General features: G+C 45.7%; 18 protein-coding genes. 2 read left to right on the top strand and 16 right to left on the bottom strand.

Annotated elements, in window-relative coordinates:
* Positions 1 to 117: 117 nt before the first annotated feature.
* The 6 genes from tagF to tagH form a co-directional block, all read right to left on the bottom strand.
* Positions 118 to 1,713 carry a type VI secretion system-associated protein TagF gene (gene tagF / locus METBU_RS25120; protein ID WP_017839410.1) on the bottom strand — a complete coding sequence of 532 codons (1,596 nt, stop codon included), beginning with the start codon at positions 1,711 to 1,713 and terminating at the stop codon, positions 118 to 120.
* On the bottom strand, positions 1,713 to 5,276 hold the full coding sequence (tssM, locus tag METBU_RS0104040) for a type VI secretion system membrane subunit TssM (protein ID WP_017839409.1): 3,564 nt from the start codon (positions 5,274 to 5,276) through the stop codon (positions 1,713 to 1,715). Before tssM ends, tagF begins: the two co-directional genes overlap by 1 nt.
* A 9-nt stretch (positions 5,277 to 5,285) precedes the next feature.
* Positions 5,286 to 5,738, bottom strand: a complete 453-nt coding sequence (locus tag METBU_RS0104035) for a hypothetical protein (RefSeq protein WP_017839408.1) — start codon at positions 5,736 to 5,738, stop codon at positions 5,286 to 5,288.
* Between the two features lie 155 nt (positions 5,739 to 5,893).
* Positions 5,894 to 7,240 (bottom strand): type IVB secretion system protein IcmH/DotU, encoded by a 1,347-nt coding sequence (icmH, locus tag METBU_RS0104030; protein WP_040575464.1) that lies wholly within the window; start codon positions 7,238 to 7,240, stop codon positions 5,894 to 5,896.
* A 5-nt stretch (positions 7,241 to 7,245) separates the two neighbouring features.
* Positions 7,246 to 8,583: a type VI secretion system baseplate subunit TssK gene (gene tssK, locus METBU_RS0104025; protein WP_017839406.1), complete on the bottom strand. Its 1,338-nt coding sequence runs from the start codon at positions 8,581 to 8,583 to the stop codon at positions 7,246 to 7,248.
* A gap of 382 nt (positions 8,584 to 8,965) precedes the next feature.
* Positions 8,966 to 10,435: a type VI secretion system-associated FHA domain protein TagH gene (gene tagH, locus METBU_RS0104020; protein ID WP_083877616.1), complete on the bottom strand. Its 1,470-nt coding sequence runs from the start codon at positions 10,433 to 10,435 to the stop codon at positions 8,966 to 8,968.
* 528 nt (positions 10,436 to 10,963) lie between these two features.
* Between tagH and METBU_RS0104015 the strand changes: the two genes are divergently transcribed.
* Both METBU_RS0104015 and METBU_RS0104010 read left to right on the top strand, forming a co-directional pair.
* Complete coding sequence (locus METBU_RS0104015) at positions 10,964 to 11,683, top strand: SIMPL domain-containing protein (protein WP_017839404.1); 720 nt, start codon at positions 10,964 to 10,966, stop codon at positions 11,681 to 11,683.
* Positions 11,684 to 12,093: 410 nt separating this feature from the next.
* Entirely contained in the window at positions 12,094 to 12,816 is a 723-nt protein-coding gene (locus METBU_RS0104010; RefSeq protein WP_017839403.1) for a DUF2490 domain-containing protein, read from the top strand.
* Positions 12,817 to 13,081: 265 nt separating this feature from the next.
* Here the strand turns inward: METBU_RS0104010 and METBU_RS23230 are convergent, their stop codons facing one another.
* The 10 genes from METBU_RS23230 to METBU_RS0103960 all read right to left on the bottom strand — a co-directional run bounded on the left by METBU_RS23230 (position 13,082) and on the right by METBU_RS0103960 (position 23,521).
* Positions 13,082 to 14,314, bottom strand: a complete 1,233-nt coding sequence (locus METBU_RS23230) for a L,D-transpeptidase family protein (RefSeq protein WP_017839402.1) — start codon at positions 14,312 to 14,314, stop codon at positions 13,082 to 13,084.
* Between the two features lie 415 nt (positions 14,315 to 14,729).
* Complete coding sequence (locus tag METBU_RS0104000) at positions 14,730 to 15,578, bottom strand: serine hydrolase (protein ID WP_017839401.1); 849 nt, start codon at positions 15,576 to 15,578, stop codon at positions 14,730 to 14,732.
* A 285-nt stretch (positions 15,579 to 15,863) separates the two neighbouring features.
* The gene (locus METBU_RS0103995) at positions 15,864 to 16,886 is read right to left on the bottom strand and encodes a hypothetical protein (protein WP_017839400.1); all 1,023 of its coding nucleotides are present in this window, start codon (positions 16,884 to 16,886) and stop codon (positions 15,864 to 15,866) included.
* A gap of 3 nt (positions 16,887 to 16,889) precedes the next feature.
* Positions 16,890 to 17,801 carry a type III pantothenate kinase gene (locus METBU_RS23225; protein ID WP_017839399.1) on the bottom strand — a complete coding sequence of 304 codons (912 nt, stop codon included), beginning with the start codon at positions 17,799 to 17,801 and terminating at the stop codon, positions 16,890 to 16,892.
* Between the two features lie 4 nt (positions 17,802 to 17,805).
* A complete protein-coding gene (gene birA / locus METBU_RS0103985) occupies positions 17,806 to 18,795 on the bottom strand; it encodes a bifunctional biotin--[acetyl-CoA-carboxylase] ligase/biotin operon repressor BirA (RefSeq protein ID WP_017839398.1) in 990 nt (329 codons plus the stop codon).
* Between the two features lie 74 nt (positions 18,796 to 18,869).
* Positions 18,870 to 19,451, bottom strand: coding sequence for a PilZ domain-containing protein (locus METBU_RS0103980; RefSeq protein WP_017839397.1), 582 nt, complete (start codon positions 19,449 to 19,451; stop codon positions 18,870 to 18,872).
* 59 nt (positions 19,452 to 19,510) lie between these two features.
* Positions 19,511 to 20,341 (bottom strand): flagellar motor protein MotB, encoded by an 831-nt coding sequence (locus METBU_RS0103975; protein WP_017839396.1) that lies wholly within the window; start codon positions 20,339 to 20,341, stop codon positions 19,511 to 19,513.
* Positions 20,342 to 20,348: 7 nt separating this feature from the next.
* Positions 20,349 to 21,107: a MotA/TolQ/ExbB proton channel family protein gene (locus METBU_RS0103970; RefSeq protein ID WP_017839395.1), complete on the bottom strand. Its 759-nt coding sequence runs from the start codon at positions 21,105 to 21,107 to the stop codon at positions 20,349 to 20,351.
* Positions 21,108 to 21,387: 280 nt separating this feature from the next.
* Complete coding sequence (gene ssb / locus METBU_RS0103965; protein WP_017839394.1) at positions 21,388 to 21,861, bottom strand: single-stranded DNA-binding protein; 474 nt, start codon at positions 21,859 to 21,861, stop codon at positions 21,388 to 21,390.
* Positions 21,862 to 22,141: 280 nt separating this feature from the next.
* On the bottom strand, positions 22,142 to 23,521 hold the full coding sequence (locus METBU_RS0103960) for an MFS transporter (RefSeq protein WP_017839393.1): 1,380 nt from the start codon (positions 23,519 to 23,521) through the stop codon (positions 22,142 to 22,144).
* Positions 23,522 to 23,821 lie beyond the last annotated feature (300 nt).

Below are 23,821 nucleotides of genomic sequence, written 5' to 3'. Positions count from 1 at the left end.
ATTCCCGCTTTCCTCTTGGGTGAACGAAAGTTCAATACAAACGAATAACAAGTTATTGAATTAACTTCTTATTCTTCATGATCTTAATGGTGAAATGCTTTTTTAGGTTCAATTCTTTCATTCAACCGAATTGTCGGTGGTACTGACGACAATTACACTGACATTGTCTCTAGCGCCTCTATCAAGAGCGAGATCAAGCAATGCCCTAGCACTCGTTTTCAAACTATGATTCAGCAGTATAGACTCAATTTCATTAAAGCTGAGTTCTTTATCCAAACCATCGCTACTTAACAAAAACAAATCCCCGAGACGCACATCGGAGTAGCCGCAATCCAGCTCCAATTCGTCATCGGCTCCGACGGCACGAGTGATGACATTCGACTGTTTAACCGTCCAACCTGCCGAAGAAACCGATTGTTCCGGCGCAATCTCATTTTCAGCGCAATGATCACGGGTCAGTTGCTCCAATTTATTGTCTCTTAGCCGATATAAGCGACTGTCTCCCGCCCACAAAAACGCGCAACGATTTGAATTACCGATCAATACTAGAACGGTGCTGCCAACAATAGAATCGTTATAGCGGGTTCTAGAAAGCTGCCGCAATTCCTTATTGACATGAACGATACAGGCAAAAACATCTTTACAATACGCTTCTAAATCAGAACTCGGCGAGACTTTGTTCAAACTCTCGACAATCAGTTGACTGGCTACATCCCCTGCCTTATGTCCGCCCATTCCGTCGGCAACCGCCCAAAGACCGGCTTCAGGCCTGTCGAGTATTGAATCTTCATTGAATTTACGGCGTTTACCCGTATCGGTGAGAGCCCAAGATTGCCAATGCCCTTCGCTTTGGTCCGACAAGGTTTCAGCCGTCATATAGATCGGTACGGTATCATGCTCATTTTCAATATTCTGAGTCTTCTCGACGAAAATCTCAGCCGTACTAGCCGGTTGGCGTAATTTATCGAGGTTTTCCGGAACTGCACCTTTTTCAATATCCCACCCTCTTTGCGTAATAAGTCCATTTAGAAATCCGGAGAAGGCAGCGATAGGAGGTAAACCTTCGCAAGCCAACAATGCCGGAGACTGATCTTCGGAGCCACCGGTAGACCATAGCGTAAAGCCGGGAACAAACCGGTTCATTAACGATGCACTCAATCCGACAAAGGCATCGGCAATCGATTCAGGACGAGTCATCGACAGATAAAATGCATTTTTTCCGGCATTTTTGCGCATATCCCGAACATTGCTTGGAATCTCAGACGTCGATAACGGCGCTGCGGGAATATTTTTGATCAATCGATCGAATACTTCAGGATCGAGCCCGTCTTCCAGGCCGCTCAATGCGGCTTCTTCGAGATGCTCAAACCACTGTTCGGCCGAAGACATCAAATAAGCCAAGCAATTGCCGCTGTCGATGCTCGCCGCAACCGTCAACGGAAAATAACGTCCGACCTTATCGACACTGGGCATCAGAATACCGGCCCAGGCGGAATTGCCGCAAACACCGGGACTCAACGCAAAACGCCAAATCGGGCTGCTTAAATAGCTGTTCAGCCAAGCATTCCCCAATTCTTCCTTGCTGGCGGTAATCGAGCTTTGCAGCCAACTATCCCAAGGATTCAGAAAGTCGCGCGGCAAACGCCGGGAAACAAAGTCGCCCAATATCGGCAGTTTGCCGTAAAACCCGGGTTCCGAATGAGGCAAAGTCATTACAAGCTCGTTGGAAATTGAAAATTTTGCAATTCTTTCAGGGCGAACGGATTATCAACGCTGGTCGCGCTCAATTCATAGCGTGCTTCCAGGTTGTCGATTGCAAAAGTCAGCATGAACCTGTCCTGCGATGTAATTTGAATGCGAGCTTTATCGAGCAATCTAAACCATGCCCAAGCGCCTTCCTCGGAACGACTGACTTGACGACCATCCAACGTATCGAAACCGTAACGCACAGAACCGCTTCCATCCGTTCCAGGCCACTGCAGTTGCGTACTTCGCGCCGGACCATGCCGGTAATCCAATTGCTGACCTTCCAAATTCAGCCAAAACCGTGAAGCTTTGGCATCGAGCGATACCGGTCTAAGATTGAATCGGACGGAGGGTAATTGACTGCCTCCTTGAAAAAACACTTCACGGATTTTTGCCGCATACTGAAACTGCATCAGCACCGATTGCGAAATACCGATGGATTGATTATTTTGAGCGATCAGACGCCAAGTACGCCCGCTGGTATCGACAAAGGGCTTGAGATTGGCATTGAAAAACTGATCCAGAATTCCATTCGGCGCAAAAAACCGGCTAAAATCTTGCAAAGTAATTTCTCGAGTGGCGCGTCTGGACAGCGGATAACGGCCTTCGAGTCCCGATTTATAAAGCGGCATGACCTCGCTCTGCCAAAGCTTATTGAGCTGCGCCTTGCTCGACCCCATGATCAGATTCAAATTGCCGCTGGACAGTTTTTCGGTCATGCTTTTTAACGGTTCTGGCAAACGCGCCGATTCCATTTTCATGCGCGACATGACATCGCCTCCGCCGCCCCCTTCGCTACGTTGTGCGGCAATCCGTATCGCCGCGCCTCCGCTATCCGAAGTGCTGCCCAAATCGATCATGAAACCGTACAACTGACCGAGCAGATTGATGGTCTGGTCGAATGGCGCACCGGCGCCGCCGACGCTCCTTACCAATGAAGCTAGCGGTTGAAAATGGCGCTCGACGGCTGTGCCCGGCGGATCGGTCGGTGCTTGCACGACACCTTCGGCTTGTGCGGCTTGCAGTAATTTTTGCGTGCGCGAATCTACTGTTTTTTCCGCGCCTTCCTTGACCGCCGCCAAAGCATCCAAAGGACTTGGCGGTTTGCGTGTTAGGGAGGTTTCCTTGTCGATAGTCTCCAATAATAGCCGAATCGGCGAGTTGGGCGCCGAAGCGAATTCGAGTAATTCGGTCGATTGTTGAATATTGCCGACGCTTCTGATTTTTAGATTGCCAAGCATATCGCTCCAATACTGGATGAAATCCTTGTCGTAATAGGTCTGAACGTCTTGCTGCAAGCGGTCGGGGTCGGGCGCGCGGGCTCTACCGACATCGCCCAACACCCAATTATCCTCGACCGTCTCTTTAGCCAAGACTTTGTTTTGTTTTAGAAAAACTTGATAAAAACCGTCGTGCGTGAACAAATAAGGAATGGCTTGCTGTTCGATTTTTCCCGACGCGACCGTAAAAACCCGAGACGCATTCGGCCCTAGCGCATCCGACAAACGGAGATCGCGGCTACCGTCCTGCATCGCCTCGCTCTTGATGCGCATATAGACTTGCTGCGCGACAGGAATCCGGTTCAATACTTGGCGCGTTGCGGCAACCAAACGCGGGTCGAGAGTCTGGGGCTCTATTTTTAGTTTGAGTAAATTATCGAGATGAGCGAGTAAGCCTAATTGAACATCATCGGCATAATTTTTTTTCCAATCGATAGCTACCCATGGCCGCACCAAGCCGGGCTCGAGCCGCTTGGGCTCGCCGAACATCAAATAGACTTTCAAGAGTTCATAGAGTATTTCGGGGTTATTCGCCTCTTCGCCTCGTATACGTTGTTCGAGCCTTGTCTTGATCAACGGAAAAAACTGCTTCAATAAAACTTGATCATAAGTATCGTTAATGACCGGTTGCACTTTGCTGCCTTGAAACAAGCCGAAACGCATCGAAAAGGGTTTTTCGTCGCCATAAACTTGTTGAATGTCTTGCATCGCATTCATGCGTTGCAATAAGTCGGCAAAGTCCGATCGATTCGGATAATTCGCCGCGATTTGTTCGTATTGTTGAATCTTTTGACTCAGCTCGTTCAATGCCGATTGATTTCTAGTAAAACTAAAAGTCCATAACGCCACCATTAATAATGTCACAGCCAGTGCCGAACCGTATGCAACCTGACGAAGCAAGGCATAACGACGCTCTAAGCGTTTGTTCAAACCGACGATCAGCGCTTCGTCGAAAATGACATCTTTCAGCAAACGGGTAATGAAAAAACTCTTTCCCTTGCCACTGAACATCGGCACCGAAAAACGATCGAGTTTGAAAGTACTCGCCAAAATCCCCATCAGACGGTCGATCGGCGTGCCTTCTTGCGTCCCGCTGGTAAAATAAACGCCTCTGAGATAAGGGGCTTGTTGATATCGGTTCGCGCCGTAACACTCTTTGAGAAACTCCAACAAACTCTCTTTCAGCAAAGCCATGCGTTGCGGAAAGCCGAAAATCGAATGACGGCGCTGCAAGTCGCGCTCTTCTTGAAGTCTTTTCGGCAAACGCGCATTCAAACGATCCAGCAGGCCATCAAAATCATCGCCGACCCGACCAACAGCATCGATAGGATGATCTTGATCTTCTTCAGGAAAAGTAACACCCCAAACTTGGGCTCTTTCTTCTTTGCCTAGATCGGCAAAGAAGTCGTTGAAACCTGCAATCAGATCGCATTTGGTAAACAGCATATAGATCGGAAAGCGAATGCCGAAATGTTCGTGCAACTCCTGAATACGCTGCCGAATCGCTTGCGCATGTTGAATTCGCTCCTCCTCGGTCTGCTTGATCAAATCGGACAGGCTCATCGTGATCAGCACGCCGTTGACCGGTCTGCGCGGCCGATGTTTTTTCAGCAAATTTAAAAAACCGAGCCATGCCGCCTTATCGACCGCCTCGTGACTGTCTTGCGTCGTATAGCGTCCGGCGGTATCCAACAGCACCGCTTGATCGGTAAACCACCAATCGCAATTGCGGGTCCCGCCAACGCCTTTGACCGCGTTTTTGCCGAATTTGTCGGCCAGCGGAAATTCCAGTCCCGAATTGATCAATGCGGTGGTTTTTCCGGAGCCCGGCGGCCCGATGATGATATACCAGGGTAATTCATAGAGATATTGACGACCCTGGCCCGACTGAGTTTTGATTTGTTTTAGCGTGCGTAGCGCATCGTCGAAATGCTTACCGAGTTCGCCGATTTCCTCCTCGCTATCTTGCTCGACTTGACTGGGCCCGGTCGTTCCTTGGGCGCCCCCGACCAGCTCATTGACCATTTGCGTATTGGCACGATTGGCTTTGACCTGAATACGCAGATTATTCAAACCCCAAAGCAAGACGATGACTAAAATCGTGATTAGCCTGAAAACTTCGGATTCGAGAGGAACACGTCCGGCTATTGCAATGAGCGACCCGAAAAACCAAATCAATAGGCTGACGGCAATAATGCCGATCAGTTGAATGACCCATTTGTTTTTGAAAAAACCGATGATTTTTTTCACGCTTGTCCCTTATTGACAAGTCTTATAAGGCGAGCCGTCCACTAGGCTCTGATATTTGGCTTCCAATTTAGGTCCGCCAGAATAGTTAAATTCTGTATCAACCGAAAGCACACCTTGCTTTTCTCCCGCGTTGAAGGTCAGCAGTAGCGGTCTTTCTTTATTCGGATCGTAATAGGGAAAAAACCAGAGGCTTATGCCTTCGTAAAAATTCCCGCCATAGCTGGCGGCAAATTCAGGGTTGGTCGCATTCTCTGATTTTCCATTGACTTCAAAAGTAAATCCTGTTTCGTCGACAATGATCTGTGGTTGTTTTTTGCAGTCACCGGAGGGCGCATAGCGTCCGAAAATGGCCTTGAAAGCATCTAAATTATTGACTTCGATAGCCGTTGTTACCGATGAAAATAAGGAAGCACCGAACAGTCCGGCAATCGGCAGTAACTTCTTGAATGGCATAGTTTTCATGATTATCCCCTGAAAAGATCCATGTATACGATAAACTAAGTTTTACCCGGGTTAAAGTCTTGCCATTCCGGACAAGCCCGAGAGTTGGCAATCCAACGCAAATAAGTGCAAACCATCCTCAACTGTCTCCACTCCTTAGGCGATCACTTGTCGCTTTATCCTGAAAAAATGATTTCAACACGACGGTTCATTGCTTTATGCTCGGCACTGTCGTTCGGCACCAACGGCTGAGTTTCGGCACGCCCTTCTGATGCAATAGTCGCACTGATATCCGGTTTGCTGCTCAGCATATTGGCGACCGATTGCGCGCGGGCTCGCGATAAATCCCAGTTGGATGGAAATCTCGCTGAAAAAATCGGATCGCTGTCGGTATGACCGACAACTAGAATACTGCCGGTAACTTTGGTCAGCGCTTCACCGATTCTATTCATTAACGGATAATATTTCGCGGTCACCGAGTCGCTAGCGGAAGCGAAGAACCCCTTACCCATGATACGTAACACGATTTTGTCGTTCTTGCGTTCTAACACGACTTCGCCGCGCGCAATTTCCGGCGCAAGAAAACCGCTAATATCGTCATACAATGAATAAGCTGTAGGAGTATCGGGAGATTTAGGCGTTTCTGGCAACGGTTCAGCGACTGCGACTTGTAGCGGCTCAAGGCCGTCCTTGATCGCATAAAGTTTTGCCAACAATGGATTGGACGCGGCATTGATGAAATAGAGATAGCCGAGATAGGCCAGCATCAGGACCATACCGACCACCGCGCCGATTACCCATAGCGGCACCAAGCGGGTCAACACATTACGTTTGTCTTTGATGCCCTGCCATTGTATAGACAACTCTTTTTCAATATCGCCGCGCTGCCGCTGTATGATTAGGTATAGATTTTCCCGAACTTCTTCAAGCCGGGTCATACCGTGTTCCTGAATGCGGTATTTCCCTTCGAAGCCGAGACAAAGGCAAAAATACAATAATTCCAACAAATGCAGATGCGTGCCGGGCTGCTGCATAATATTCTTCAAAATTTGGAAAAACTTTTCTCCGCCCCAAGCTTCCTTATGAAAAGTAATCAACAGGCTGTGCGTGCTCCATATACTGTTACAGCCCCAAGGCGTATTAAGCACCGTTTCGTCGAGTAAGGTACAGAGACAATAACGCGCCGCCTGAACTTGATCGGGCGATACGCCGCGACCTAGCGCCTTCGATTCGAAACGCTTGACTTCGTTGATCACATTATCTCTCAGACCGGCAATGTCCGGATGCGATGCGGTATTGCGTAATTGCGCGACTAAAGACAACAATGACAACGCGCAGGCGGTCAACGGATTATCTTTCGAATAGACGATTCGTTCGTGAAGGCCTTCAGGAGGTATCGGCGTATTATCGGGTAAATGCGCCGGCATCGGCTCCTGAGGTTTGGACTTTCTTCCGCCCGGCGTAGGCCTGAGGATGGTTTTGTCGTCATCGATGTAATTGCCGAATGGGTCGTCTTGATTCACTGTCGTTAACCGTTTTTGATTGCCCAAAATTCAAGTTCAAGCCCTGGAAACTCTCCGGCGATATGGATGGCAAAACCGCCCGACTGAGCCATTTGCTTCCATAGCTCGCTTTGTTTGTTGAGCTCGAAATAAGCGAAACCTGCATGATAAGGAATTTGCCGTGGCGCGACCGGCAGCGCATGAATCGAAATACCGGGCAAGGCCGAACGAACCAATTGCTGAATCTGTTCGACCGGACCGATTTTGACCTGCGTCGGAAAACTGCTGCGCAATTGTTCCTTAGACACTTGCGCATTGGCGGCTAGCACGAACACCGCATCCTTGAGCAAATTCGGATCCGGCACCTTCGCGCCGCGAATGCCATACTTCGGAGCAGTCAACGGAATCGGAATCGCGTTTTGCTCCAATACCGCGCTCAATAATTGGCGCAACTCCTCCATGACATGCATGAAGGTCGTTTGTAAATCGTCGTGCCGATAAACCGGAAAACTCACCGGTCTTTTATTGGGCCGGCAAAATGTCGATAACTCGCCGGCCAATTGCACCGCAATTCGGTAAAAACTTTCCGGATGCAATGCGGGAATGGATTGCAAATGTTCAAATAGCGGCTCGACACGATTGACCATTTGCAACAGCATGTAATCGGAAATTTCGGCAACTCCCCCCCGGCCCGCTTCGGAAGCCCGGCCGCCGAGCGCTTCTCCGCGGGTGTGCAATAAGCCGAACAGCTCTTTTATAAACCCGTTCAAGACCGGCACGGCATTGCAATCGAGCGAAGGCGGAATAAAACCCTGATCGAGAATCACGTTTTTATCGACCCTCGACTCGATGACTCTGGCCACCCCGATACAAACATGACCGGAGCGCTCTTGCCGCTCCAATAACAACCTAGCATGCAGCTTGCCGACCAAGATCGCAGAGGTTGCATTCGATCCGGTATTATGGTCGCGAACTTCGCTTTCGAAGGCATGATAGCGTGCCAGATTGTGGCGGTTCTCGTCGGTATCGATTTCAATCGTACCCGGTTGGCGAACCGGTAGCGACAGGTAAACGATATTGTTTTGTACGTCGGTAGGAATATCGACGGGTAAAGGCAAGTCGTCGTCTTCAGGCAAATTAAACGGCGTTCCGTCCGGAAAAATCCCGCTGCATTCAGCCAAGGCGAATTTGCCCATGGCAAGCTGCCGCTGGTCTATGGCAATTTTTTTGACGCCCCAATCATACGGCGTAAGGTTGCCGCATCGTTCCTTGACGAAGGTTTCGATATACCGGTCGTGTTGTTGAAAATGCTGGGGCCGCAAAAACATGCCTTCCGACCAAACCGTCCTGTTATTTTCCGCCATTGTTCTTGTAACCTTTACCCTGTGATATGAATTTTCGAGCTAACCTTAGGTTTAATACCATTAAGGATTTCGTGATAAATAACGTCCTGGAACTATGCGCTTTGTCGAGGGTACGGTTCGCTTGGCAGGACGCCGTGAACCCAGCACCTAAATTATCCAAGATAGTTAATCATAGTCTATGAACTATGGAATTTAGGTGCTGGGTGAAGTGTCCTTCTAGGCTTGACGACAGAGTCTGATTGCCAGGGATGGCGTGAATGCAGATTTTGCATGAGCAAAAATCTGCCCTGCCGCCGACATCCTCGCCAAGCATGCTCCACACCCTTTTTACCCTCAAATTGGGAGTTGCTGTTGAAAAACGGCTTTCTCAAACCTCCAATCATCATAGTCCAAATTTTTCATTTTTGTTCCGCGCTGTCGTTAAGGCTTTCATTTGTTCTTCATAAGCCTCTACGAAGGCATCGCCGAAAAAATTCTCAACGGCTTCTTCGGACTCAATGCGATAAGTGTCCTGATAACTGTCCCAACATTTGGCTTTTTTTTGTAACACGATGCCTTGCTCGAATTGTTTTTCGATTGTTTTCGGGTCGAATCGTTTCAATAAGTCGGCCAATGAGGCTTGAATCCCTGCTTGCATGGCGAGCTGATGATTCATAATGTCATTGAAGCCTTGCTCGATCGATTCGACCGATTCGAGAAAGCCGCCTTCTTTGTTTTGAATTAATTGCTTTAAAACATCATCGGTCGATACGGCGAACTTCAACGGATTATTGTCGGCCGCTCTTATTACGGTCACATTGACGCGAAATAAACTCTTGAATTCGGCTCGGCTTCGTAAGACCGACACGGTACCGGCAACCAATTGCCGAAACATTCTGCCAACTCTTTGCATCGCCTCCAATTGATTTTTAGTTACGCATTCATTTTGATCAAGACCGGCACCTTGCAAAAAAGCATCGAATAGCCCGTTATCGGAAATACTCTGGACGGTTTGTGCGATCGGCGTTTTAGGGGAAGAATCAGCCGGGTCGGCTAGAATATTTTTTAACTTTGGAGCTTGTGGTCTGTCAAGAGATTCGATTGGCGATGAAAAAGATTCTGAAGTCGATTGGTCCGGCTCGGGTAGAGACGGTTTCTGGGCGAAATCCTCGTTAAGCAAATCCATGCTCGATGCTCTCGAATCATCCTCTATCTGTCTATCGCTGGAGGGCGTATCGGAGTCGGCAAAAAGATCCTCGAAACTCAAATTTTCAGGAATCTCCTCAAAAGGTTTCGGCGTCGATTGTATTTGAGGAGCGATAAAGCTGTCGAAAAGCGGTGAAACATGATCTTGCAGGTAGCTTTCAAATTCCGGCGTATCGCTTTCTTTAGCGTCGATCAATTCTTCATGGCGCGGAAAGGGTGAATCATTATCGCCAATCAGTCGATCGGCTTCCGTATCGACCGGCGTTGAAAATAACTCCTCGGGTTCTATCGATTTTGACGGCGAATCGGCAAAAATATCCGGAAAAGGAAAATCATCCTGCCTAGTGTCTTCTGTGATAATGGTCTCTATTTCATATTCGCCGACTTTTAAAAGGGTGCCGTTATGGAGAGGTGTCGAATCGTTACGTAGCGGGTTAGCTTCGTTATCGATAAATACGCCAGCCAGACTAGAGTCGGTCAAATAATATATACCGTTTTCGTACTTGATCGATGCATGATGCCGAGATACAAATTTATCAGGATCAAGTAAAACCAGCGTATTGTCATCGGAACGGCCTATCGTGCCTTCGCCGTTTGGAAAGGCCACCAGTTTAGATTCGGATAAAGGCTTGCCTTTGTACATTGTGATCTTGAGAGATAAAGCCATTTCAACTACTCGATGAGAAATACAAAATCGTTATTTTCAAGCCAAATTTATACCTTTCACACTTCAAATTTCGGCAGTGCCTGAGGAGGCGCCGGGGTGCTCGGTCGATTTTTGCTCCTGCAAAATCGACATTCACGGCGTCCTTTGACGTGCACCCCGGTGCCGAATTTTGATCTACGATGGGTATAAACAGAAAAATTTAGTTCCATTCGCTTCTTGATAAAGTAACGTTCAATCTTACTTCAAACAAATTCTAGTATCTGTTCGACGGTTCTTCAAATACACATTAACTTCGGATTTACCGAATTTTATATAACTTGTTGAAAACCTTATGACCGAATCCTAAAAGTTGTTGTAAACCGTTGGGAATAATTCTTTGCACTAGCTTTAGCTCGTAATGTAATCTTTTCAGGAGTACGCAGGATACTTTGCCTGATGTCGGGATTCTATTGAAGCTTGACTCGACTTGGCAAAATGCAATGCCTTAGGCATACTTTAACCAATCAAGCGAACAGCGAGGAACAAATAATGGACGAAAAGAAACCAATCAGTGCCTTTATCGTAGGGCTTTTTTTATTTTTAGGATTGTTCTCGCTGGGTTACTTACTAAGTAATGCCGCGATTAAATTCAAAGAATACGATCGAAGCATCACTGTTAAGGGATTATCGGAACGAGAATTTCCGGCTGATATCGTGATCTGGCCGATTCAATTTACAATTGCCGATAACGATCTTAGTCTACTTTACGAGTCTCTTGAAAAAAACACGGAAACGATCAAAGCTTTTCTAAAAAAAACCGGTATTGCCGAAGGTGAAGTTTCTGTCTCAACTCCTTCCATTACCGATAAGTCTGCGCAAAGTTATCAAAATAGCGGAAATGTTGAATTCCGATACAGTGCAATGCAAACTGTCACAGTCTACTCCGCCAATGTAGATCAGGTTCGTTCCGCTATGAATGGCTTATTGGAATTGGGTAAAAAAGGCATTGTCTTTACGGCGCAGGATTACCAAAATCGAACCGAATTCTTATTTACGCAACTCAATCAAATAAAACCTGAGATGATTGAAGAGGCGACCACCAAAGCCCGGGAAGTCGCAGAAAAATTTGCCGAAGACTCAAGTAGTAAACTCGGCAAAATTAAAAGAGCCTCACAAGGACAATTTTCTATCGAACCTCGCGATACAAACAATCCTCATATAAAAAAAATACGAGTCGTTTCAACGATTGAATATTATTTATCGGACTAAGGATTTCGTGATAATCAGCAAATGATCCTTACTAATACCCATCGCACTTCAAATTTCGGCATTGACGTATGGATGCACCGGGGGAGTTCGACAAAGGCTTTGACAGCAGGGATGCTGTCATAGAGCCTACATGGACGTATTCACGGCGTCCTTTGACGGACACCCCAGCGCCGAAATTTGACCAGCAAAGGGTATACATACGCACAGCCATCCCTGGGATTTGATCCCGCCAATCCCTGGCGGAATGGCGTTTTATTTTCCTAAGTTGACGCCTCTATCGGGGTAAATGCCAGTCAGAGCCTATATGGATGCGCATTAAGGCATGTCGCGCCAAAATTCGACTCGAAAAGGGTATAAACATTCATCATTGCCACAATATGGCGTCATCATCACTCAAGGTAAGAAAAGGAATGTTAAAAAAATATTTTTCAAGTTTATCGAGTTTATCGAGTTTATTATTAGTACTCTGTCTCCTTCACGGCAATGATCTAATTGCCGGCCCAAAGGAAGATTTTCAAACTTGGGGTAATATCACTGCTACAGGAAGCCTTGATGTAATCGATCCCGATCTTTCTAAATACCGATATTGGCTGGAGGGCCAGGGTCGCTTCGGTAACGACACGTCGCAAGTTTCCCAAGGCATGTTGCGAACCGGTTTAGGCTATGCGCTCAGTGAAACACTGACTATGTGGCTTGGTTATGCGTTTATACCGACCGAAGAGCCTTTTGTAAGCGAGCCCTTCGATGAACATCGCATTTGGCAGCAACTGTTATGGAATCAACCGTTATCTTTCGGAACTTTCAGCAGCCGCAGCCGCTTAGAGCAACGGTTCATGCAAATCGGTAACGATGTCGGTTGGCGTTATCGTCAATTGTTTAAAATATCACTGCCTTTGACTTTTGCGCCAAATTTTAGCCTGGTCGGGACTAACGAAGTTTTTATCGACATTAATAAAACTGATTGGAAATCTGTGAACGGTTTCGATCAAAATCGAGCCTTCGCCGGCATTGGATATAATTTTGACGAGCACATCAGAACCGAAATCGGCTATATGAATCAATATATCTATAAAGCCACTGCTCAAGATTTTATGAGTCACATCATTTCAATCAATTGGTATCTTAATTTCTAGCTTGAATTCGGCAGCTTAACCATGAAGTCCATGAAGGATTTCAAGAAAATATCTAAACATTGCCGCTTACCTCTTTGGTAAGCGAAAGTTTTATACAAACGCATAGCAAGTTATTGAATTAACCTCTTATTCTTCATGGCGAAATGCTTTTTCTAGGTTTATAGGTTCTTGGAAACCCTTCGCTATCTCCATGTTATGGGTATATTTCTTGATTGACTCCCAATTTGTGGAGATTGCCTTCAAACTCGAGTTTACAAAAAAAGTATCAATCGAAAAAAGTCAGTAGATTAGTAAAAATAGTGCTTTCTGGAGGAGTCTGTGGAGTTTCGACTATTTTACCGGGCGCCATCACTTGTGCAGTAATCGAAAATTCCGATAACAAGCGTTTTTTTGCCGAAACCGCATCTTGAGAGCTAGAGAAAGGCCCTGCAATCACGTTTGTAGCAAAGGAATGCGCCGGAATTGGAGGGCCTTGATGATTCAGCATGGCCGCGAATTGACGAGCCTCTTTCTCGGTCGATAATTTTGCTACTCTCAGTTTCCATGCATCGGCATCAATTGTCTTGGGAATCGGTCGTTTAAACTTGATCGAAGGGCGCGATATGGTCAAATAAAAGTCATCTATATCGCCATTTAAAATAGGTGTTAAAACACCATCGGAGCGCTCAATTGCCGCGTGAACTTTATCCCAATCGATCGATCGACCGGATTTTTGCTCAATTTTTTGTAAGCGGGCCATCAAATCCTGGACAAGTCGATTGACTTGTTTCGGATCTTTATGGGTAGGTGGATAAGCTTGCAAAAAAAGTATTTCGCCATCCCATGCGGTTAAGAAAGGTTGATTGACAATCCTGACTTGTGAGCCGACAGTGACATGCCGAAATAGCTTTGCAATATCTTCAGGATAAAGCCGAACACAACCATGACTTACCTCCATGCCAACGCCATAGGGTTTATTGGTACCATGGATCAGATAACCGGGAAAACCTAATCGTAAAGCATAGTCTCCAAGCGGATTGTTTGGGCCGGCGGGAACGACGCTCGGCAAAGGGTCGCCTTTTTCGGCATGCTCGCGTCGAATCGATTCGGGAACAGTCCAACTAGGATTTGCAGTTTTCACAGTAATTCGGGTCAAGCCTTCCGGCGTTTCCCATCCTTCCCGGCCGATTCCAACCGGATAAGTAAATACTTTATAAGCGTTTTTTTTGTCGTATAAAAAAAGCCGCTTAGCCGCCAAATTCAACACAATACCTTTTCGAGGCGCTTCGGGAATAATGAACCGCAATGGCAACCGAACTGTACTGCCCGGCTCCGGTAACCATGGGTCTAAGTTAGAATTGGCTCGGGTTATTTCGTCATAACCCAAACCGAAATGCCGACCGATTACCAACAAAGAATCTTGTTCATCAGTTTCTATTTGCGCAGCAACACCAATAATTTCTTGACCATCGAATAAAGGAAATTCCCTAATCGGTGAAAATTCAAGCGACGATTCCAATTGCGGTCCGCGTGATAGCTGACAAGAGCATAATAGACAGAATGACATGCCTATAAAAAGGCGCTTGAATAGGATAAAGTTCATCGACGGATACAATTATTGGAACTAGGTCTCTCTCGAATTAGACGTTTTACAATCATAGCGGAAAAGCCAGCCACCCTGATTATTTGTTCCTAAGTGAATGCGGAAGGTTAATAGTATTTTTGAATTCGCGAGAGTATGAATGACGAATATGAAATTAAGCTTATCTCAATGTTAAACCTTTCGCACTTTAAATTTCGGCATTGCTTAAGGAGGTGCCGGGCCTGTAAAGCGGGTCACCAAACCGCCAGTAAGCTTAATAGCTGTAGAAGTTATTATGCGTATTCCCTAATGCTAAATCATGAACTGCAAGACGTATAGCAAAGCGGACAAATCATCCTCTTTTTTGTAACTCGGCCACTGAAATACCGCTCATCCATTCTTTGATTCGGTTAGAATCGCCAACCGGCGTCAATTGCCCCCATGAGTTGAGTAATACAACGATCGTTGGCCTGTTATTTATCCAGGTTTGCATGACGAGGCATTTTCCGGATTCATTGATAAAACCGGTTTTCGATAGACCGATTTTCCAATTAGGATTTTTAGTCAATACGTTGGTATTGTTGTATTTAAGCATTTGCTTACCGACTTTTTGGGTATGACTTTCTGTGGTCGTCAACGTTCTAATCAAGGGATATTTAGTCGCGAAGGCGACAAGCTTGGCCAAATCCCTCGCTGTTGACTTATTCTCAGTATATAAACCGGTAGGATCGCGAAAACGAGTGTTTTTTAATCCGAGAGCCTGTGCCTTACGATTCATGGCTTTGACAAAAGCGGGTTTGCCGCCCGGATAGGAGCGAGATAAAGCGGAAGCTGCCCGGTTATCTGACGACATCAGGGCCAACCTCATCATTTCCCTTAGCGTTAATTGTGTTCCGACCGGTAAACGCGAACGGCTATGGCGCAACGTATCGACATCCTGTTTCGTAATCGTAATGGATTTATTTAAGTTGGGTTTGGAATCAAGCAACACCATTGCCGTCATCAACTTGGTAATAGACGCGATAGGCATGACGTTTTGCGATTTTTTTTCATAAAGAATCATTCCCGTCTCTTGATCCATGACAATCGCTGCCGATGACTTCAGGTATAAACCTTTTCCTGCCGCGTTTACGGAAAATACCGTAAACATTAACGTAAGAATGGCGATTATAGCGAACAGATTTTTAAACATTTTTTTCATGTGCGGGCGATAATTAATCGGGAAAATAAATCGAAACGGCTTAATTATAGGTATTATTCAAAATGATTAAAGTCAATAAGTTAATTTCTTAACTTTACCTTAACTATCACAATAATTTTAGAAGGGTTATTCTAACGTTGTATCAGGCTCAGTTAAAGCCCGATTGCTAACGAAGTATAATCTCTTACCCTTTGCGGCTCTATGATCCTGCGCTTATCGCTAGACCGTGGACTGTTGAAGCCTTTACAACCATCCAAGGTAGAAGCAAAATCTAAAGCGCAATTTTCAATTAAAAACACAGCTGTTATTGACCTTGATGGCAAAGTCAGGATGCGATTTTTGCCACCGGTCACGGCTGATAATCAGATTGTCTTCGTATTCCTGTTTAATATGAATATGAGCAAAAATTCTTTGAGCTTTTTTATAGCGAGGTTTAATTAAGACGTCCAAATTTTTGGCTGCCAATTGTTTTTTAAAAGTCTCCGCTCTAATTTCACTAGAAAAAACACCTAATGAAATATCTCCTTTTGCCTCGCCTTTCGGAAATAGCCAATAATCGGTGATCCCTTTTTGTTTCACTAAATCAACATTCGCTAATGATTGCTCATAAGTTTCGCCGGCCGGCAAATACACCATGTAATCGCTAATTTTTTGTTCTTCCCGGCTCACAGATTTGATTGAAGCGGAATTGATACCCGTCTGTCTTCGCCAACTGTAAAATTGTTGCATCGTATCAAACGGCCCGGCTTCATAACACATACTTGACTCGACCCTGTTTTTTTTCGGCACCATTGCTTGTTTTTTAATAAGCAATTCGTTTACGGTGCCAAATTCAGCCCGTTTAAGCTCTTGGCTGGCATGGCGGTGGATTTCGTCCGGAATACTGGTTTTAGCAGGTGTTGGGGTTGCCTTAGTCAAAGCCGTCGAATCATCGTTGAAAGCGATAATGGAGGGTGATTCTTTTGGCTGCGTATGAGGTGCCTGATGCGAAACGAGATGAGCATCGAGCCATTCGGCCAACAGCAAACCGGACCTTGCCCCCGAAGATGGCGTTAAATTGAAATCCGAAACGAATATAGCACTGCGAATCGATTGTTCAATCGCGGTACCGGCGCCACACCATAATAAACCGGATTGCGCTTGCTTAAGACTCGATGAGTCGTTTAATTCCGACATTAAGGTAATTTGCTGTCCCGTGTCCGTTGTATCGATGAGAACATCACGCTCCAATGAAATAGCGCCGGAATGATATTGCCATAAAAAAAACGTGATATTGAGTATTATTAGCAATAAGGCCAATAGTTTCATAGCTTATTCCGCGAGAATCAATGACAAGCCTTTTAAGACCAAGTCCGGTACAACACAAGATAAATTATCAAGATGAGGGGCAATATCACCCGCGTCTCCACCGGTTAAAACTAACTTAGGATTTCGTGATAAATAACGTCCTGGAACTATGAGCTTTTTTGAGGGTTCGGTTGCTCGCTTAACAGGATGCCGTGAATACGTCCGTGTAGGCTTGACGGCGGCTTTCCCTGCCGCCGACACCTGGCAATCGGGCAACCGAACCCTCTGTAAAATTGGGGAATTATCTACGTCTAAATCTTTAACAGGCTTGTTTAAATCCGCTATCACGCTCTTGATCAAACCGATAACGGCATAAAGGGCGCCATTATCAATAGCATCGTTCGTATTTCGAGCCAAGCTCGGTAAACCGCTTTGTGCGGAAAGTTGTAAATTAGCCGTACCATTTGACAGAGATTGCTTCATAAGGGTTAAACCCGGACAAATGAGCCCTCCTAAATGACAACCGTTTCGGTCCATCGCATCAATGGTAATGGCGGTCCCGCAATCAATGATACATACCGATTCCGACCAATAATGCCTAGCCGCTATCAGGCACAACCAACGATCCACGCCCAGTTTTTCCGGATATTCATAAGCATTTCGAACACCATACGCTTCGGCTACGGAATGCGCTTGTATTATGGACAACGAGGGCCACAAGTCCAGAGCAATTGTCTTGACTTGATCTAAAACGGACTTCGAAGCCACGCAGGAAATAGCCATACGCCGAGGTGATTTCGGCAAGGCTCGCCAAATCGAAAACAACCGGGCTTCAAAATTACTATCTTGATGAATAACCGGCACTCCCGGTTCTAAACGATTATTGTTAATGCCCCACTTTACACGAGAGTTGCCGATATCGACCAATAAATCCATTCGGTCAATTCTTGCTAAAACTTACTTCGCCGGATGCAAAACAACAGGCTTTGCCATCGGCAGTCATTAAACGAAACAAGCCATTATCGTCGATTCCTCCAGCATTGCCTGTTATTGCGGAATCGCCATGATAGATAACGACAGGACGCCCTTCCAGGCAGTCATAAGATCGCCATTCATCTAAATAAGGTGTTAAGCCATGGCTTTCATAATCGGCAAGTATCGGCAATAATTCATTCAACAGCGTTCCGGCTAAACGATTTCTCGAAATGGATACCCCTCCCATAATCCGAGTCAAATCGATCCAGGCTTGATCGATCATTGCCGCTTCACGATCAGGTATATAAACATTCAACCCGATACCGATCACAACCGAGCAAGGCCCATGAGTCTCGCCGGTCACTTCGATTAATATTCCGCCTAATTTATGTTCCTGCCAATAAATATCGTTCGGCCATTTTAAACCGATACCGGATAAACCTAAGGATGCCAAGGCTCTGATCACGGAAACGCCGACAGCAAGGCTCAAGCCTGAAATAGCGGAGGGGCCGTTTTGAAAGTGCCACAAGACCGATAGGTAAATATTTGAACCGAACGGCGACACCCAGGACCTACCTCGCCGGCCTTTACCTGCAGTTTGAAACTCAGCTAAACAAACCGTTCCGGATCGGGCGGCGCTTTTAGCAAGATTAATCAAATGGTTATTCGTTGAGTCAAGCCGGTCATGGATGTTTAAATCCGAAATATTTAAACGAACATTCTCCATTAACACGGATTCGATTTTTTCACTGCTTAAAAATTCGATCGGCCGTTCTAGGCGGTAACCCTTGCCGCTCACTGCGACGGGTTCCAAGCCTAGTTCGGTTAAACTATGTAACTGTTTCCAAACCGCCGATCTGCTCACACCGAGAGTATCGGCTAAAACGGAACCCGAGTGAAATTCGCCGTCGGCAAGGAGACCCAGAATTTTTTTTTGTTGATCGGTAATTGTCACTGCACAGTAAAAATAGAATTATCGTTTTATCCGCGAAATAATTAAGGATTTTATGAAAAAACCTAAAGTTAACACTACGGCTCTTTGTTCTCGCGGAGTTTTTGCATTTGTCTTTTAACGACATGCCTAATCAACAATTCCCGATCTTGTTCCTTCATATTGATATAGTCGACACCGATAATATGAGAATAAAGGCCTTCAGGATTCTTTTTTGGCTTGCAATAAATAACTCTTCCATAAGTCACAATGACTGCCATACATGAAACCAACAACATTTTAATTTCCAGATAGTCGCCGATCGCCAAGGCCTCCGCGCTTTCGAAAGCCAATCCGGATGCGCTTAGATTAGCATTGCGAGTATCCTTCTCTTTAAAATCGGTGCCTTGCATCATGATTGCCTGAGCAATCAAATCGATTTTACTTTCAATTAATTTCAAGTAATCAGCGACATCCGGCACAGTCCGATCGAGCCGATGCATCATGATACGGGATTCTTGTGAAATCAATTCCAAAGCGGCGGATAGCGAACAGTTTCCCAGTACGTTATCGCTCATATGACTGGCCGGCGTGGCGGTCGCTTCATCCACTTTTTTATAGTAAAGATTAACTTGATCATCAATGCGAAAAAAACGCCGTCTATCTTTATCCCGATTCATTTAAATTTCCTGGAAATGAAATATATTTTTTGGATGCATCGCCCTCGGCCATCCCAATATTACTCGACAAAGTCTTGCCCTGCTTCGTCGGCGCCTGGTTCTACTTGCACGATAACAATCTCGACTCTTCGATTAAGTGCCCGGTTTGCGGGAGAGTCGTTAGGAACTAACGGCCGGGTATCGGCATAACCCTGAATGACGAATCGTGACGGCACGGTTCCCGGTTGATCCAGCATATAATGAGAAACGGTTACGGCACGAGAGGCAGACAACTCCCAATTCGAGCGAAAGATCTGAGTTCTAATCGGTATATCGTCCGAATGCCCCGACACCAGAACCTTCCCGGGCGATTCGTTAACCGATGCAGTAATTTTAGTCAATATGGGCTCAAATCCGGTATTGAGCACCGCACTACCGGATGGAAACGAACCTTTTTCGCTAATGCGAATAATGATTTTCAGATTTTCCGTTTCTACCGAGACCAAACCCATCTTGATTTCTTCTTTTAAATCTTCTCTGATTTTTTCTGCCTGTTCCTCAATTTCAGCCTGAGTCAATTCCATTAACTGTTTTTTTGCCGCTTCCAAGTTCGGCGAGTCTTGCATAGTCGTCTGTTTAACTTCCTCTAGCGGTGTAGGCTCGGTCGGTGCCGGCGAAAAATGCTGAGCGATGATGCTGGTCCCCATCGGGATATCGTATGCCGGCACATCCTTTTGTACGCCAAAAGCATTAATCATCGAATCAGCCATTTTTTTAAACTTGATGGTATCCATGGTCGCAAATGATAACAACAACACAAAGAAACACATCAGCAGCGACATTAAGTCGGCAAAGGTCGCCAACCATGCGGGTGCTCCGACCGGGGGGCATTTAGGGCATTCGTCAGCCATTTTTCACCTATTCATTGTCGGTTTTTCGCTTTTTATCGGAAATATAGGAATTCAACAAAGACTCCAGAACCTTAGGGTTCATGCCTTCTTGAATACCGGAAATCGTTTCTAAAATAAGCTCTTTGTTGGTTTTTTCATAAAGCATGACCTTAGATAGTTTGTCGACGATCGGGAGTGCGAAACAGTTTGCTACCAATGCGCCATAAAGTGTCGTCAGCAAGGCAACGGCCATCGCAGGGCCTATACTCGACGGATCGGACATATTTGCGAGCATTTGCACTAAACCGACCAGCGTTCCGATCATGCCCATTGCCGGCGCTAAATCGCCGACGCCTTTCCACATATCTTGCCCCACTTCGTTGCGCGATATCATTTGGTTAATTTCTTGAGACAGCATTTTTTTTACGAAAGCAGGATCATGTCCGTCGACACAAAGATTGATACCTTTTCTCATAAATTCGTTTTCAATGGTCTCATTTTCCAAGGCCAGCAGTCCGTTTTTTCGAGCAACATCGGAAAGCCTTACGGCTTCTTCGATCAACACAGCCGGGTCTTCCCTTTTGTTTAAAAAAGCTTTCCCTAAAACACCGAAGGACCGTAAAAAATCGGATATCGGGATACGCATCAACGATACGCCGAAGGTACCGCCTATGACGATTAATATGGAAGGCAAATTTACAAACAACATAACATCGCCACCAGTAGCAATGGCGGCCATAATAATCCCTATGCCCAATAAAAAGCCGATTAACGACGCTATATCCACATTTAACCTCTTCGTAATAATGGATAATCAATGAGAACATTGAGCAAACTCATTTGAGCCGCCCTTTTATTTTAATCGGAAACTAACCGCTCGTATTTCCAATTAATAATTTTTCAAAATCCCCTTTGCTAGTCGAGTAACAGTGCTAGGGGCCACCAAAGAACACAGTAAGCCCGGCAATCCGCCTAACACTCCTCCGCTTTAATCCAGCAATGCCTAAAGAACGGTGTCCGCACCAAAGTTACGGGCATCGATTACGCTAATTTGTCCTCGGTGACTTCTAAAAAGGAATATCGTCGTCAAAATCGTCGTAAGGAGGGGGCGCTGAAGTCGGGGGTGTGGATTGTTGGGGCTTAGACTGAGAAGAGGCCGGGCTCTGAGACGAATAAGCGCCTTGATTGTCGGAATAATTTGCAGTACCGCCGCTTCGGCTTCCCAGCATGTGCATTTCTTCTGCGACGATTTCTGTCGTATAGCGGTCTTGTCCGTCTTGTCCTTGCCATTTATTAGTACGAAGACGACCCTCTACGTATACCTGGCTGCCTTTTTTTAAATATTCGCCGGCAACTTCGGCCAGTCTTCTAAAAAAAACCACGCGATGCCATTCGGTAGATTCTTTCCGCTCGCCGGTTTGTCTATCTTTCCAACGCATGGTCGTGGCTAACCTGATTGTGGTGACGGCCTCGCCGCTTGGCATGTAGCGAACTTCGGGGTCGGCCCCGAGATTGCCTATTAATGTAACTTTGTTAAGCATGTTTTCTCCGAAAAACGATTGAGCAAAAAAATATGGATTCTCAAGGGTAACTTTATATTTGGAACACCGATATCAGACTGAGTGATTATCGATAAATCAGCCTAACGATCCTGAAGAAGCTTTCATCACCCGAAAAAATCAAAGTGATGATTTAGAGTGCGGTTACTCGACAAAGCTCATAGCTTCAGAAAGTTATTTATCGCGAAATCCTTAAGCGAATCCGTGCCCCATTTTAAAATTTAGGTTGACTCTTAAAAATAGTAAAAAATCTTTTGAATTATCAGGAATCGAACTGACTTATCGAATACTGTAAACGATCTTTATCCAATAACCGATTATCGACTTTTAGATAAGCCACCCCTTCGCCGAAATGCAACTTCACTTCCTCGACTCCGGTAACCTTGAGGATCTCTTCGGTGAGTTGCTCAGCTTGAATTCGGGTAAGATTGCTAATGGAGATCAGCATATTGGCCAGATAACGGGGTGGTTTCATTGTAAAAGACACCGCCAACCAACTCGCTCCCGCCACAGCACTCATAATAAAAACAGCGTTTCCGCCGAATTCGCCATAACTCCAACCTCCAAGCGCCCCCCCTAAAAAAGCCCCTAAAAATTGAGACGTTGAATAAAAACCCATGGCCGTTCCTTTCATATCGCCCGGTGCCGTTTTAGAAACCAAGGAAGGTAACGTGGCTTCGAGTAAATTGAAACCGCAAAAAAACACCCAAAGAAAAACAACAATTCCGGGCAAACTTTGATGAAAGTACTGTAAGCCTAATTCTGATACAACGATAACCGCAATCGCACCGATAAAAACGGGTTTCATTTTACGCTTTTTTTCAGCCAAAATAATAAAAGGTATTGCGGTCAATAAAGATACGATAAACACAGGCAAATAAACTTGCCCATGTTGACTAGCGCCTAATCCGGCATCCCTCATCAATAGAGGAATGACAATAAAACTGGCTGTTAATATCAAATGCAGAATAAAAATACCGTAATTGAGTCTTAGCAACTCGGCATTTTTTAACACATGCTTTATCTGGCCCGGAATCAATTCGGCATCGCGGTGAATTTTCGACTGAATCGGGTCCGGAACGATATAAATAATGACCACTATCGCTGCTAATGAGAGTAGCGCCGTTAACCAAAAAATACCTTCAACACCGACATAACCTGCAAGTACAGGCCCTGCAGAGATCGCGACACCGAACGAAACGCCGATACTGATACCGATCAAGGCCATCGCTTTCGTCCTATGGACTTCCTGGGTTAAATCGGCGACCAAGGCCATAATGACTGCGGCGATTGCTCCGGATCCTTGCAAAGCCCGACCGAATAACACACCGTAAATCGTCGTTGACATCGCCGAAAGCACGCTGCCGGCGGCAAACAGCAATAAGCCGAGTATAATTAATTTTTTTCGCCCAAAGCGATCGGACATTAGTCCGAAAGGGATTTGCAATAATGCCTGGCTTAATCCGTAAATACTGACCGATAACCCGATTAAAAGCGGCGTGGAACCTTCCAAATGCTCGGCAAATAACGGCAACACCGGCATAATCATAAACAAACCCAACATCCTTAATGCGTAAATGCTCGCCAATGAACCGGTTGCCCGTTTTTCCAGCAATGTCATTGGGCTGGTAATATCCTGCATTTGTGCCAAAACACTTATCTCCTGAATAAAGTACGCTATCGAACACTATAAAATATGAATGGCCAATCGAAATTCAACAGCCTTACACTGCGAAGTACCAATCAACATCGTTGACCGACACAGAATGCCGGCTATTATAACAACGGTTGCTTGAGCAGTCTGTTTGAAATTAGACTTGAGAAATCAAGGGTAAGGAAGGGGCGCGCTAAAACGACTCTCATAACAGGGGATAAAAGAAATACAAGCGCGCCAAGATTTTTCGCGAAAGCTGAAATGGGGTCCGTCCGATTTCAGCAGCGA

The sequence above is a fragment of the Methylotuvimicrobium buryatense 5G genome, from assembly GCF_000341735.1.
GTDB classification, from domain to species: domain Bacteria; phylum Pseudomonadota; class Gammaproteobacteria; order Methylococcales; family Methylomonadaceae; genus Methylotuvimicrobium; species Methylotuvimicrobium buryatense.
Note: the sequence above shows the minus strand (reverse complement) of the source record. Positions and strands in the feature narration are given on the sequence as shown.

Bases quoted from the DNA above. Each gene is read 5' to 3' on its own strand.
- tagF (WP_017839410.1), bottom strand. From the start codon at position 1,713: ATGACTTTGCCTCATTCGGAACCCGGGTTTTACGGCAAACTGCCGATA.
- METBU_RS0104035 (WP_017839408.1), bottom strand. From the start codon at position 5,738: ATGAAAACTATGCCATTCAAGAAGTTACTGCCGATTGCCGGACTGTTC.
- tssK (WP_017839406.1), bottom strand. From the start codon at position 8,583: ATGGCGGAAAATAACAGGACGGTTTGGTCGGAAGGCATGTTTTTGCGG.
- tagH (WP_083877616.1), bottom strand. From the start codon at position 10,435: ATGGCTTTATCTCTCAAGATCACAATGTACAAAGGCAAGCCTTTATCC.
- METBU_RS0104015 (WP_017839404.1), top strand. From the start codon at position 10,964: ATGGACGAAAAGAAACCAATCAGTGCCTTTATCGTAGGGCTTTTTTTA.
- METBU_RS0104010 (WP_017839403.1), top strand. From the start codon at position 12,094: ATGTTAAAAAAATATTTTTCAAGTTTATCGAGTTTATCGAGTTTATTA.
- METBU_RS0104000 (WP_017839401.1), bottom strand. From the start codon at position 15,578: ATGAAAAAAATGTTTAAAAATCTGTTCGCTATAATCGCCATTCTTACG.
- METBU_RS0103995 (WP_017839400.1), bottom strand. From the start codon at position 16,886: ATGAAACTATTGGCCTTATTGCTAATAATACTCAATATCACGTTTTTT.
- METBU_RS23225 (WP_017839399.1), bottom strand. From the start codon at position 17,801: ATGGATTTATTGGTCGATATCGGCAACTCTCGTGTAAAGTGGGGCATT.
- METBU_RS0103980 (WP_017839397.1), bottom strand. From the start codon at position 19,451: ATGAATCGGGATAAAGATAGACGGCGTTTTTTTCGCATTGATGATCAA.
- METBU_RS0103975 (WP_017839396.1), bottom strand. From the start codon at position 20,341: ATGGCTGACGAATGCCCTAAATGCCCCCCGGTCGGAGCACCCGCATGG.
- ssb (WP_017839394.1), bottom strand. From the start codon at position 21,861: ATGCTTAACAAAGTTACATTAATAGGCAATCTCGGGGCCGACCCCGAA.
- METBU_RS0103960 (WP_017839393.1), bottom strand. From the start codon at position 23,521: ATGCAGGATATTACCAGCCCAATGACATTGCTGGAAAAACGGGCAACC.